This window comes from Burkholderia ubonensis subsp. mesacidophila (assembly GCF_002097715.1).
GTDB classification, from domain to species: domain Bacteria; phylum Pseudomonadota; class Gammaproteobacteria; order Burkholderiales; family Burkholderiaceae; genus Burkholderia; species Burkholderia mesacidophila.
Genome location: NZ_CP020738.1, coordinates 365,379 through 378,251, shown reverse-complemented (window position 1 = coordinate 378,251; position 12,873 = coordinate 365,379). Strand labels below are relative to the sequence as shown.

12 protein-coding genes and 1 pseudogene are annotated in these 12,873 nt (G+C 65.0%); 4 read left to right on the top strand and 9 right to left on the bottom strand.

Translation table 11 applies throughout. The features are described 5' to 3' along the window. Nucleotides 1-285: 285 nt before the first annotated feature. The 9 genes and pseudogenes from B7P44_RS19230 to B7P44_RS19205 form a co-directional block, all read right to left on the bottom strand. The gene (locus B7P44_RS19230) at nucleotides 286-1,239 is read right to left on the bottom strand and encodes an RHS repeat-associated core domain-containing protein (RefSeq protein ID WP_231716781.1); all 954 of its coding nucleotides are present in this window, start codon (nucleotides 1,237-1,239) and stop codon (nucleotides 286-288) included. Nucleotides 1,240-1,308: 69 nt separating this feature from the next. Further along, nucleotides 1,309-1,740: a hypothetical protein gene (locus tag B7P44_RS36450; RefSeq protein ID WP_133117844.1), complete on the bottom strand. Its 432-nt coding sequence runs from the start codon at nucleotides 1,738-1,740 to the stop codon at nucleotides 1,309-1,311. Nucleotides 1,741-2,044: 304 nt separating this feature from the next. After that, a pseudogene (locus B7P44_RS37955) lies at nucleotides 2,045-2,188 on the bottom strand (RHS repeat-associated core domain-containing protein); the annotation flags it as partial. A 251-nt stretch (nucleotides 2,189-2,439) separates the two neighbouring features. After that, nucleotides 2,440-2,838 carry a hypothetical protein gene (locus B7P44_RS36440; protein ID WP_133117843.1) on the bottom strand — a complete coding sequence of 133 codons (399 nt, stop codon included), beginning with the start codon at nucleotides 2,836-2,838 and terminating at the stop codon, nucleotides 2,440-2,442. Then, on the bottom strand, nucleotides 2,838-6,563 hold the full coding sequence (locus B7P44_RS37355; RefSeq protein WP_407924041.1) for an RHS repeat-associated core domain-containing protein: 3,726 nt from the start codon (nucleotides 6,561-6,563) through the stop codon (nucleotides 2,838-2,840). Before B7P44_RS37355 ends, B7P44_RS36440 begins: the two co-directional genes overlap by 1 nt. Then, nucleotides 6,457-7,719 (bottom strand): DUF6531 domain-containing protein, encoded by a 1,263-nt coding sequence (locus B7P44_RS37535; protein ID WP_167389811.1) that lies wholly within the window; start codon nucleotides 7,717-7,719, stop codon nucleotides 6,457-6,459. The genes B7P44_RS37355 and B7P44_RS37535 overlap by 107 nt, the downstream gene beginning before the upstream one ends. Nucleotides 7,720-8,161: 442 nt before the next feature. Further along, nucleotides 8,162-8,698 carry a hypothetical protein gene (locus B7P44_RS19215; RefSeq protein ID WP_084907305.1) on the bottom strand — a complete coding sequence of 179 codons (537 nt, stop codon included), beginning with the start codon at nucleotides 8,696-8,698 and terminating at the stop codon, nucleotides 8,162-8,164. Nucleotides 8,699-8,903: 205 nt separating this feature from the next. Beyond that, complete coding sequence (locus tag B7P44_RS19210) at nucleotides 8,904-9,584, bottom strand: NrsF family protein (RefSeq protein ID WP_084907303.1); 681 nt, start codon at nucleotides 9,582-9,584, stop codon at nucleotides 8,904-8,906. Next, nucleotides 9,581-10,237, bottom strand: coding sequence for a sigma-70 family RNA polymerase sigma factor (locus B7P44_RS19205; RefSeq protein WP_084907301.1), 657 nt, complete (start codon nucleotides 10,235-10,237; stop codon nucleotides 9,581-9,583). The genes B7P44_RS19210 and B7P44_RS19205 overlap by 4 nt, the downstream gene beginning before the upstream one ends. Nucleotides 10,238-10,362: 125 nt before the next feature. Between B7P44_RS19205 and B7P44_RS19200 the strand changes: the two genes are divergently transcribed. Genes B7P44_RS19200 through B7P44_RS19185 form a run of 4 tightly spaced genes read left to right on the top strand, consistent with a single transcriptional unit; the run spans nucleotide 10,363 to nucleotide 12,863 of the window. Continuing rightward, the gene (locus B7P44_RS19200) at nucleotides 10,363-10,683 is read left to right on the top strand and encodes a BufA1 family periplasmic bufferin-type metallophore (RefSeq protein WP_084907299.1); all 321 of its coding nucleotides are present in this window, start codon (nucleotides 10,363-10,365) and stop codon (nucleotides 10,681-10,683) included. Between the two features lie 14 nt (nucleotides 10,684-10,697). Next, nucleotides 10,698-11,588: an MNIO family bufferin maturase gene (gene bufB, locus B7P44_RS19195; protein ID WP_084907297.1), complete on the top strand. Its 891-nt coding sequence runs from the start codon at nucleotides 10,698-10,700 to the stop codon at nucleotides 11,586-11,588. Beyond that, nucleotides 11,560-12,369: an HvfC/BufC N-terminal domain-containing protein gene (locus B7P44_RS19190; protein WP_084907295.1), complete on the top strand. Its 810-nt coding sequence runs from the start codon at nucleotides 11,560-11,562 to the stop codon at nucleotides 12,367-12,369. The genes bufB and B7P44_RS19190 overlap by 29 nt, the downstream gene beginning before the upstream one ends. Next, nucleotides 12,366-12,863, top strand: a complete 498-nt coding sequence (locus B7P44_RS19185; RefSeq protein ID WP_084907293.1) for a DoxX family protein — start codon at nucleotides 12,366-12,368, stop codon at nucleotides 12,861-12,863. Before B7P44_RS19190 ends, B7P44_RS19185 begins: the two co-directional genes overlap by 4 nt. The last annotated feature ends 10 nt before the right edge of the window (nucleotides 12,864-12,873 follow it).

Below are 12,873 nucleotides of genomic sequence, written 5' to 3'. Positions count from 1 at the left end.
TCCCAAGTGCTTCAGACAATCGATCGAGGTTTTCATCGCTGAAGCCGTCGGCACCACTAGGATGAATGATTCGAGCGTGGTTTGGAAATTTATTAGTCGGATCCTCAATAACATCGAACCCCGCTCCTCGGATGGCATCTGCCGTACCTGATGCGACAGTTTCAGTTGCCTTCAGCAAGCCCGTGGCCTTCGGAAAGGCATTCCTCATCTGTTGAGCTGCAGCGCAGGGACAGCAGCCATGCAGGACAGAGATTCCAGGAGGATTGAGCTTCCTTTCTGGCTCTTTCAAATGGAGGTTATCGACCGAGTTACCCCCACAATCCGATTGATCTTCGTGGGCCCAGGAAGAGGCTTGCCCGTCAACCCTAACGCATCGACCCAAGTTATAGGGTTAGGTGCGTACAGGAATACGTTCAGCCCGCCATGCAGTCCGATCGGATCCTTCGAGATGAACCTGCCGCTGCCCGGATCATAGTACCGATACCGGTTATAGTGCAGCCCCGTCTCTTCGTCATGGTACTGCCCCTGGAACCGGATCGGATTCCCCGCTTCATGCCGTTCCGGCTGCGCCTGCCAAACGGTCTTCTCCCCGCGCCACGCCCGGTACCGGCCGAGCCACACCACCTTCCCCGACTCGTCCAGCAGTTCCTGCGGCGTCCCCAGATGATCGTTCTGGTAAAACAGCGTCGCATGCCGCGTCTTCGCCGGCACCTGCACGAACCGGCCATCCGTCCCCGTCGTAATGAACGCCGCCTCCACCAGCATCTCGTCCAGCCGCGCCAGCGGCACGAACGTGCCGGGTTCGTGCAGGTAGAGCGACGCCCCTTGCCACTGATGCCGCTCGCTTAGCGTGTGCATTCGCTGCGCCACCGGCAGCGAATACGCATCGTCCGGATCCTCGCGTACGATTTGGACCGGGCGGAAGGTCAACGGCTCATATTCGCCCGGCTGCCGCGGCGGCAAGTGGAAGCGCTCTTCCATCAGCAGCACGTCGCCGTCCCACGTGAATACCGTCCGGTCGATGCTGCCGTCCGGCCGTCCCACCTCCTTCAGTGTGCGCCGCCCGAACGCGTCATATTCGAAGCGCACCTGCAATGCCGGCCGCACGGTGCCCGGGATGAACGCGGTGCCGTCCTGCGTCCGCTCGAGCCGGTCGATCTCGTTCGCCGCCGGCGGTTTCGCGTAGCGATCCGCCCGCTTCAGCCGGTTCGCCGCATCGTATGCATACAGCCACGTCACGCCGTGTGCATCACGGTCATAGCGGGCGATTGCCTGTTACCGCCGAACGAACGGAATTCCGCATTTATATTATTCAGCCCCCTCATCGGGAAGTTTTCTTGCCTCGTCAACGATAGCATCAATATTTTCGGAAAGAAAACTGCAAAATCTTTCCAGCCAGACATCGCATGCTGCACGAGAAGAAGGCCAATCTGAAAATTTCTCCGTTAACTTCGGTCCATCCAAAATAATACGCCCAGAATTTTCACAAACATCTGAATCAATATTTATGAAATCATCAGAAACATCGACAGAAACAGTAATCGCTATTTCCCCTCCATTTTTATGCCTCAACATGCTCAAATATGCAAATAAAATAAAATTTTCTGTCCCATAAGCTCCCACAAGGATTTTCATCTCATTCACGCGGCAGTTGATATCCCCCTTCAATTTCTCCAGGACATCAATTACAGGATTTAATAGAAATACAACATCCTCACATACACTTCGTATTGCGGTCATTTTTTCACAACTCCCACAACAGCATTTTCGAGCTCTTTTGTCAACGGATGATCTCCCCCTTCTGCTCTGCTTTGAATCCAGCCAGCCATCTGCGAGGGATCTTTTGGCTTGATCGAAACGTGCCCTGTTTTTTGTTATCACAAATAGCACACAATAGATTTAATTTTGACGTATCAATAACGACACGCTTACCTGGCACAGGCTTAACGTTGGCAGACAATCCCGTCACGTCCTGCGTACGGGGAGTCAAATTTACTGGAGTTCGACTACCCCCGCGATAAATTACTCCGAGGTCTTCGCCTTCCAGTCCAAGAGGATCAATCCAGCTTACCGGATTCGGCGCGTACTGGAACGCATTGATCCCGCCTTGCAGCCCAATCGGATCCTTCGATATGAACCGCCCGGCGTTCGGATCATAGTACCGATGCCGGTTATAGTGCAGCCCCGTCTACTTGCCGCTACGGACAACCCTTCAGTTGTCGCAATCGCTTGGGGCGATGCACGCCGCATTCGTCGTCGTAGCAGTATCGCGCGGCGAATGACACGTCGTTGAGCCTTGTGTGACAAGGCCTCTCGACATCGAGCGACGGTTGACCAGAACAGATCGGATAGCAAATCGTACACACATCGAACTCTTCGGCTTCAAACCCATTGAGCACAAACTGTTATAACGACAGCTTCGAACGCGGCTACTTCCATCTACGATCCCAATCGCTCTTTTGCTGCCTCTGCTACCGACTCGTCCTGATCAACGGCAAGACGAGCCAATATATCTCCCGGAACTTTCGGATTAAGAGCTATTCTTTTTCGAACAGCCGATTCAGGATCCAGCGACAACCTTTCAAATATGTCTCGACTTATCCTTCTTTTCATTGCAACGTCACACCGCGCCATCCAATCGTTGCTTTCCGACAAACGATCCAAAACGCTCATGGAAATCGTATTGTTAAAGGCTACGCTCCGTGAAAGCTCCGGGTATTTTTCCAAGACCGAAAACCACACATTATCAGACGCCTCCCATTGAGTTTTTGAAAACTCGGCATCGTCATCACTTTCTGCATATCTCTTGAATTCTTCTGCGGTTTGAATTTTCATCATCACTCACCCTTGGCATCTCGGCACTTCATGTCCTTCATCGACATTACTTTTCCCGTCTCGCCTTTGTGCTTCCCCATAAAGTCACCATAGACGTCCGCATCGCGGAAATGAACAAGATTGCCACCCTGCTCTTCCATAACTTTCCATGCAGAACCTCCGTGCCCCTCCGTGTCGGCGGACCACCATTGCTTCGTCTTGGGATCGCGAAAATACTTTGCCCGCGTTCCGTTCAGCATCGCCTCACAAATTCGGTCGTAGCGGGTTACTTCCCACTCTTTCCTGCAAGGACATTTGGAGTTCTGATTTGGCTTGTTCGATGTGGGTTTCCTTCCCGCTCCGCCACTTGACGTGCGTGCCAACCCAAGCGGATCAATCCACTCCAACGGATTTGGCGCGTATTGATAGACGTTGATGCCACCTTGCAGTCCGATCGGGTCCTTGCTGACGAACCGCCCGCTGCCCGGATCATAGTACCGATGCCGGTTGTAATGCAGCCCCGTCTCTTCGTCATGGTACTGCCCCTGGAACCGGATCGGATTCCCCGCTTCATTGCGTTCCGGCTGCGGCTGCCAAACGGTCTTCTCTCCACCCCACGCCCTGTACCGGCCGAGCCAGATGACTTTCCCTGACTCGTCCAGCAGTTCCTGCGGCGTCCCCAGGTGATCGTTCTGATAGAACAGCGTCGCATGCCGCGTCTTCGCCGGCACCTGCACGAACCGGCCATCCGTCCCCGTCGCAATGAACGCCGCCTCCACCAGCGTCTCGTCCAGCCGCGCCAGCGGCACGAACGTGCCAGGTTCGTGCAGGTAGAGCGACGCCCCTTGCCACTGATGCCGCTCGCTCAGCGTATGTATTCGCTGCGCCACCGGCAGCGAATACGCATCGTCCGGATCCTCGCGCACGATCTGCACCGGCCGGAAGGTCAACGGCTCATATTCGCCCGGCTGCCGCGGCGGCAAGTGGAAGCGCTCCTCCATCAGCAGCACGTCGCCGTCCCACGTGAACACCGTCCGGTCAATGCTGCCGTCCGGCCGTCCCACCTCCTTCAGCGTGCGCCGCCCGAACGCGTCATATTCGAAGCGCACCTGCAATGCCGGCCGCACCGTACCCGGGATGAACGCGGTGCCGTCCTGCGTCCGCTCGAGCCGGTCGATCTCGTTTGCCGCCGGCGGTTTCGTGTAGCGATCGGCCCGCTTCAGCCGGTTCGCCGCATCGTATGCGTACAGCCACGTCACGCCGCCCGGCTCGGTTTTGCGGATCAGGTTGCCGTGTGTGTCATGGTCGTAGCGGGTGCGGTTCAACTCCCTCAACACGTTGCCCACGCACTTCGGCAGCGCCTGCTCCCACGCGTTCAGCTGGCCGGCTTCGTCTGCCATCCGCGTGCGCCGCGCGATCTGCTCGGGCGTCATCCGCTCGCCCGGATGCGCGTCCTGCCACACCCGATCCTGCGCGATGATGCGCTGGTGCCGCCGGCTCATCTCCTCGCGCGTTTCCTCGGTCGGGCGCGGCGTCAGCTGCTCCGGGTCCACCGGATTGCCGGCCGGATCGAACGCAAAGACTTCCTTCAGGTCCGGCGTCGCCGCCTTCAGCAACCGCCCCACCGGGTCGTACGCGTAGTCCGTCGCCCCGCGCGTGCGATCCTCGATGCGCGTCAGTTGGCCCGCCGCGTCGTACCGGTACTGTCGCGCGGCGATCCAGTCCGTCGGCAGCGCGTGTGCATCGCGGCGCACGATCATCCGCCGCAGCCGCCCGGCCGGGTCGTATTCACGGGTCTGCTCGAAACTGCGGTGACGTCGAACAGTTTCGCGATGCAGCTTGTCGCGCTCGAAGTCGACCAGCGGCTGGCCGTCCAGCAGCACCCCGTGCACATGGCCCGAGCCATAGCGCAGCCAGTCGATCGTGCGCGTATTCGGTAGCTGCGTGCGGATCCGGTTGCCGAGCGCGTCGTATTCGTGCCGCGTCACCGCCGTGTAGGCGACACCCGTGTCCGGGCCGTGGGTCTGCGCTTCGGCGATCAGGTTGTCGGCATCGTCGTAGTGCAGCCGGACCGTGCTGTTGGTGCCCTGCGCGGTCGTCAGCCGGCCGCGCGCGTCGTAATAGAAGTGCTCGGCAACCCGGCTACGGCCAGCCGGTCCGTCGATCTCGCGCCGCGTGAGCCGCCCGAGCGGGTCACGCGTGTAGGTCGTGTCGACGTCGCCTTGCTGCGAACCGGCCAGCCGGCCTGCCTCGTCCCACCGGTAGCGGGTCGTGCCGCCGTCGAAGTCCGTCTGCTCGATCAGTTGCCCCAGCGGGTCGTAGCGGAACCGGGTCTGCTCCTCGTTCTCGTTGGTCAGCGTGGTCAGCCGCCACTGCCGGTCGTACGCATAGGTCAGTTGCCGTCCCGCCGCATCCTTACGCCAGGTCGGCTGCCGGCGGGCGTTGAACGCATACTCCGTCAGCTGGCCCGCGCCGTCCCGGTAGGTGCGCAGGTTGCCTTCGCCGTCCCACGTGAAGCGCTCCTCGCCCCCGTCCGGATGCGTGACGCTGACGACCTGCCCCCGCGTGTCGCAGCGGTATATCGTCGCGTGGCCCTCGGCATCGGTAAGGCGCGACAGGTGGCCGCGCTCGTCGTAGCCGTAGCGTGTCGCGTGGCCGGAACAGTCGGTCGACTCGACGAGCCGTCCCGCGTTGTCGTGGCGGAAGCGCTTCACGCCGCCTTTCGGGTCGGTCAGCGACAGCAGGCGGCCGTTGCCGCTCCATGTGTAGCGCGTGGTCCGGCCGGCGGCGTCCGTCGCCGAGACCGGCCGGCCGAGCGGATCGTATTCGGTCTGCGTGACACGGCCATCCGGCGCCGTGACCTGGATCGGCAAGCCGTCCGCGTTGTACTCGGTGCGCGTCGTGTTGCCGAGCGCGTCCGTTTCGGCGGTGAGGCGCCCCTGCGCGTCGTAGTCGAAGCGCTGCGTGTGCCCCAATGCGTTTTGGGTGCCGACGAGACGGTGGTGTGCGTCCCATTCGAATCCGTCCGTGGTCCCGTCCGCATATGCGACCAGCACGATCCGGTTGTGATAGTCGTAGCGATGGATCGTCGCGTGGCCGTCCGCATCGGTGACCTTCGTGTACCAGTGCTCGCGGTGGTACTCGAAATGCATCTCGTCCTGAATGTGCTGCCCGTCGTCGCCGAGCCAGGTGCGCACGCACTGCGCGTCGGCCGGCGCGGGCAGGCCGGCGCGCTTGCCCGGCCAGTCCCACGCCAGATTCGCGGCGTTGCCGTTGAGGTCCGTGTAGCGTGTGAGCAGGTGCTGCTGGTACGCGTACGTGCGCCGGAATCCCAGCATGTCGACGTGGCTGGTCAGGTCGCCTGCCGCGTCGTAGGTGTAGCGCGCGAGCGCTTCCCGGGCGAGGCCTGGCACGCCCGTGCGGTAGATCGCCACGACTCGTCCGTCGACGTATTCGAGGCGGATCGCGTTCTCCGCACCGTCGCTGAGCGTGGCGAGTTCGCCGGCTGCGTTGTACGAGAAGGTCAGGCCGAGGCCGTCGCGGCCCTGGCGGGCGATGAGGCGATAGCGCGCATGCGTCACCATGCCATGCCGTTCGTAATCCTCTCGACTGCCGTCGGGATAGGCCAGTTGAATGTGCCGATTATCCGGGCGCGTGACGGCGAATTGCTCGGCCGGCACCTCGACCGATTCGCCGATCTCCACCGGCGGCAGCGGCACCGCGCGGTTGTCGGGATCGAAGAACGTCAGGACACCGTCCCGTTCTTCGAGCGACAGGTGATATGGGCTGCTCCAGCGCGCCGAGCGCACTCGCGTCGTACGCCTCGAGGCTCGACCGGTAGCGCCGCGTCCACACGATCGGTGCGATCCCGTCGAGCACGAAGTCCGTCTGCTCGAGGTTCTCGTCGCCCATCGCGTAGTTGACCGGCTTCGCGCTCGCAGTGGGCGGGCACCCGCAGCCGTCCTTCGCCGGCAGGTTGCTCGGCTGCGCGCCCTTCTGTGTCGAATCGCGATGCGCGCCGCGCTTCTTGTGCGGCGCCAGCATCGTGCCCGGGGTGGCCTGCGCGACATGCGACGGCACCTTGCGCGCGCGCCGCGCCTTGATCTCCGCGGTGATCTGCGCGGCCATGAACAGCAGGCTGCCGGCCTGCGCCACGTCGCCGAACGCCGCGTCGAGCATCGGCCCCGTGTTGCGGTCGAATTCGTCGAGCCACGCGACGATCGCGTCGCGCTGACCGGACAGCTTGAGCAACTGATCGATGCCGTGCAGCGCAATTTCCTCGGTCGACGGCACCCAGGACAGGAATCCGCGGTTCTTTTTGATGCGCCCCATCTGCTCCGCAGCCGAGACCGGATTGATCACGAAGCGCCGCACCGTCCGCGACGCGTCGCGCACACCCTTGACGATGTCGTCCTTCCATTGCTTCAGGTGCGCATCCAGATCGGCCATGAACGCGATCACGTCGCCGCCGGCCGTGGCCCAGAACAGCTCGACCAGCGCCGCCGCGCCCGCGCCCTTGGCAAACGCGAGCAGCACCTCCTTGACGACCGCGCGGGCCGGCCGGGTCGCATTGCCCGCGGCGGGCACGACCCCGATCGCGTCGATCGCGAGGATGCTCCAGCTGAGGACCTTCTTCGCGCCGCCCGGCTCGCTGCAGATCCGGTAGATGTCGACGCCGACGTCGTAGAGCGACATCGCGTTGCCGACGACCGGAATCATGTACAGGCACTGGACGAAAATCTCGAGGCCGTGGTTCGTGGCCGATTCGGCGCGGGCTGCGACCACCTTCGGTGATGTCGCGGGCGCGGGAACCGGGCTGACGATCACGCGCCGGGCTTCGGCGTTCTGCTGGAGGGCTTTGGGGATCGGGCGCCGCGGGGCGGGAAGGGTCTCAGGGCCGGCCATGTGTTGTCCTGTTCTCTCAGCATTCGATTTGTTTTGCGGAAGCTGACTGGATAACGGATGGCCGAACGCACGTCCAGCAAACGGCAACGGTTGACAACAATGTTCGTGAACGAACTTGCGTGGGGCCGCGAAAACCTGCGACGGGTGTTTAGTACAAGCGCTTTTCTCGTGGCTGGAAGCGTGTACTGAAATAACCGTTTGCCGTTTGCGTAAAGAGACTGATGAACTTCGATGAGAAAAGGGGGGGCAGCGTAGTCGAGGTTATGGAAGCTCGACCACATTCGGCAGCCGAAAGACATCCGGAATTTCGTATGCGAAGCGCCACTGCTTCCGAATCGCGATACGCGCCACACGCATTCATCCCCCTAACTCACTGCGTAGACGGCAAAACGGCCCGGCCCTGCATCGAAGCAGGACCGGGCCGTCGTCAGGCGGAAGCCGATTACTGCGCGGTGCCCTGCGCCGCAACCGAGCCCTTCACGCCGACCGATGCGCCGCCTTGCGCCGCGGTCGCCGCGCCGTCGAGCGCTTCGCCGGCCTTGGCCTTCGCGTTGCCGGCGACATCGCCCGCCGTCGTCATCGCGCCTTGCGCATGCTGCTTCGCCGAGCCCGCGACATGCTTCACGTGCGCCTTCGCCGAATGCGCGGCCGACGTGGCGGCGTCCTTTGCCGAGCCGGCTGCCGAACCCACTGCGTGGGTCGCGCCGTTGACCGCATCACCTGCTGCCACGCCGGCGCCGCCGACCGTCTTGCCGACGCTGTTGAGCGCGCCGCCGACGAGGTTGCCCGCGCCCGAACCCGCTGCATTCGCGCCGGCGCCAGCCTGCGCATTCGCGCCGACGCCGAGAACCGGCGTCTGCACCTGCAGGCCGGCACCAGCCGAACCCTGTGCGCCCGTCTGGGCCGTCTGCGCGAAAGCGGCCGAGGTAGCCATAGCCGTCAGCGCAGCGCCGAGCAGAACCGTACGAAGCTTGTTCATGTTTCTTCTCCCCAAGGACATTGTCGGTGCGGCCGCATCCGTGCGGACCGTCACGCTCCTCGCCGCACCGTGCGGCAGGTGAGAGCTACTGTAGCGGGCGTTGGCTGCGCTGCCAGCGGTTTTCGCCAACTTGTTACGCTCGTTGCAAATGCTGACGAATGGCTCACAGTGTTTAACAGTTGCGCGCTTGTAAAGCCGGATCGGCTCATGCATCGCCGCCCGGCACGCTCGCCGGCGGCGCCGCCCACTCGAACAGGCGGCGGGCGAAGCGGGCGCCCCCTGCCAGCAGGATCACCGTCAAGCCGAAGTGCCACGCGAGGATCATGACCGTCGCATCGAGCGGATGAAACACGGACAGCGCCGCCGCCGTCATCGCCGACACCGCGAGCGCGCCCGCCAGCGCCGCCGGCAGCGGCGCGAGGGTCGCGACGTGGCGCAGCATCACGATCAGCGCCAGTCCGAGCGGCACGCCGACCAGCACGAGCGTCGCGAAACAGCGCGCCGTCTCGCCGAGCGACACGCCGTCCGGCCCGATGGCGACCCAGTTCGTCAGGCAGCCGTAGCCGATCGCCGAGATCCACACCAGCAGCGCCGGCACCGGCAACCACAACCAGCGCATCGACCGCCCGGGCACGCTCGCGACGAACGCCGCGAGCGCCGCTAGCACGCCCGTCGCCACGGCGGCGCCGACGCTCGTGACGAACCCGGGATCGTGCAGCTTCGACGCCAGGTCCGGCCTCGCACCGTGCGCGAGCGCGACGCACGCGACCAGCAGCGCCGCAAACAACAGCCAGCCGGCCGCGCGCCGGAACGGACTGCGCAACACGCGCACGGCCGCCCCGTCGGCGACCAGCGACTCGATCAGTTCGGTTGTCGAGCGCTTCATTGGCCGCTCCCGTCGTCGTTTCCCAGCAGCTTGCGCAGCGTCTTGATCCCGCGATGCACGGCGACCTTCAGCGCCGCGACGCTCATCCCGGTGGCTAGCGCCGCCTCCTTGAGGGACATCTCCTCGAGTTTCAGCAGCCGCACGGCATCGCGCTGCCCGGGCGGCAGTTGCGCGAGCATCGCGCGCAGCACCTGTGCGTCAGCCGCTTCTTCCATAAGATTCGCTCCGTCGCCGGACAAGGTTTCGTGCTCGGGGTCGAGCGGCGTCTCGCGCGCGAGCGCGCGCCCCTGGCGGCGCAACGCATCGACGATCCGGCGGCTCGCGATCGCGACCAGCCACGGCCCGAACGGCCGCTCGGGCGAATACGTGCCGCGCGCCTGGTGCAGCGACACCAGGATCTCCTGCACCACGTCGTCGACCGTATCGGGACCGACGCCGTGCCGCGCGGCGAGCCGCCGGAGGTAAGGCGTCACGCTTTCGAGCAGGCGGCGGTATGCGGCCCGGTCCCCGGCCTGCGCGTGCGCCATCAGCGCCGACCAGTCGGGTGAACCGTCGGCGCGCGCCAGCGTGACGTCGGCGGCGTCCTCGCGTTGAACCGGCGCCGGCTGCACCAGCCGGACGCGGCGTCTTCGACGGTCATGCGGATCTGACATGGCTACGCTCCGTGCCGCAGGCGACGGTCCGGAAAATGCCGCCGGCGCTGCGTAACCTTTTGTCGCGCGGGAACGAATTTTCTGACAAGGTCGCGCACCGGCGATCCCCCTCTGGAGACGTCACCATGAACCCGTCCGTTTCGACCCTTGCCTCGCTGTCGGCCGCCGTCGGACTCGCGCTCGCGATGCAGGCCGCGCCCGCGCAGGCCCAAGCGATGAAGGACATGAGCAACGCGCCGCAGGTCGTCAAAGACAACATGGCCAGAATGGCACAAAACCACCTCGAGAAATGCTACGGCGTCAACGCCGTGGCGAAGAACGATTGCGCCGAAGGCGCGCACTCGTGCGCCGGCCAGTCCACGCAGGCGCGCGACCCGAAATCCTTCGTGCTGCTGCCGGCCGGCGACTGCGGCAAGATCGCCGGCGGGAAGCTCAAGGCCGGCTGATCAACCGCCCGATCATGCGCGCGGTCGAGACCCGATTTCACGCTGCCGCCGGCCAGGTGCCGGCGCGGGCCGGGGTGGGCCTGCGCTTCCGCCATCACCGCGACGCGCTGGAGCGGCCGCCGGTCGGTACGTGGTTCGAGGTCCACACCGAGAACTACATGGGCGGCGGCAGCACGCCGCGCTGCCTGGACGCGATCCGCCGCGACCATCCGCTGTCGCTGCATGGCGTGGGCCTGTCGCTCGGCAGCGCGGACGGGCTCGACGCCGCCCACCTGGCCCGCGTGTGCACCGCGGTGCGCCGCTTCGAACCTGGCCTCGTGTCGGAGCATCTGTCGTGGAGCGCGATCGGCGGCAGCTACCTGGCCGACCTGCTGCCGCTGCCGATGACCGAAGAGGCGCTCGCGCTGGTGTGCCGGCACGTCGACCAGGTCCAGACCGCGCTCGGCCGCCGCATCCTCGTCGAGAATCCGTCCACCTACCTGCGCTACGTCCATTCGACGATTCCCGAGTGGACGTTTCTCGCGGAGCTCGCGCAACGCACCGGCTGCGGGCTGCTGTGCGACGTCAACAACATCTACGTGAGCGCGTCGAATCACGGCTGGAATCCGCAGACCTATCTCGACGCGCTGCCGCCCTCGGCGATCGGCGAAATTCACCTGGCCGGACACCGTGTCGCGCAGATCGACGGCGGTCACACGCTGCGCATCGACGATCACGGCTCGCGCGTCGCGCCCGCGGTCTGGGCGCTGTACCGCGACGCGCTGCGCCGCTTCGGCCCGGTGCCGACGCTCATCGAATGGGATACCGACGTGCCGCCGCTGGACGTGCTGCTCCAGGAGGCCGAGATCGCGGAAACGATGCTGGAGGAGGTTCGACATGACCGCCGATGCGCCCTCGCTGGCTGAGCTGCAGCACGCGATCCGGCGGAGCCTGACCGGCGCCGGCGACGACGCGTCGGCGTGGGTGGCGTCCGACGGGCTGGCTTCGCCCGCGCGCCTGTCGATCCATCGCAATACGGCGACCGGCGTGCTCGTGAACGCGCTGCGGCTGGCCTTTCCGGCGTTCGCACGTCTGGTGGGCGAAGACTGCTTCGAAGGCGCCGCGCGGCGCTTCATCGCCGCGACGCCGCCGGACAGCGCGTGGCTCGACGCCTACGGCGCGGCCTTCCCGGCATGCCTCGCCGGGTTGCCGGAGATCGCGTCGACGCCGTACCTCGTCGACGTCGCGCGGCTCGAATGGCAGGTCGACGTCATCCTGCACGCGCCCGATGCCGCCCCGCTCGCGCTCGCCGGTCTCGCGTCGCTCGACGATGACGCGCTCGGCGCGTTGCGCCTGCGGCCGCATCCGGCCGTGGCGCTGCTGGCGTGCGACGGCCCCGCCGACGCGATCTGGCGTGCCGTGCTCGAACAGGACGACGCCGCGTTGTCGCGCATCGATCCGGACAGCGGCCCCGTGCGCCTGCTCGTGCAGCGCACCGAACACGGCATCGAGATGCCGCGGCTGACCGGCGGCGAATGGTCGATCGCCGCGGCGCTCCTGACCGGCGAACCGATTCGCGACGCACTGTCCCGCGCGCCGGACGTCGACGGCCCCGCATGGCTGGCCGTGCTGCTCGCGCGCGGCTGCTTCACCGACGTCGGGCCGGCGCACGAACGCCGGTCGCTCGCAGAAGGACCGTCATCATGACCCGTCCCGCCCGAACCGGACACATCGGCATGCCGTTGCGCGTCGTGCTGTCGCGCGCGATCCGGTGGCTCGATCGCGTGCCATACTGGCTGCTCGCGATCCCGCTGCGGCTCGCGGTCGCCACGATCTTCTGGAATTCGGCGATGACGAAGCTCGCGGACTGGAACGCCGCGCTGGCGCTGTTTCACGACGAGTATCGGCTCCCGCTGCTGCCGCCGGATATCGCCGCCTACGTGGCCGTGTCGATCGAACTCGGCACCCCTGTGCTGCTCGTGCTGGGGCTCGGCGTGCGGCCGGTCGCGCTGGTGCTGCTGGGGATGACCACCGTCATCGAGATTTTCGTGTATCCGCTCGCGTGGCCGACGCACCTGCAGTGGGCGGCGATGCTGCTCATCCTGCTGTGCCGCGGCGGCGGCGTCCTGTCGCTCGACGAGCTGATCCGCCGGCGCTCGCCGTGGTCATGGCCGCCGAACGTGCGAGATACGGACCGTTGACGCCGAACGC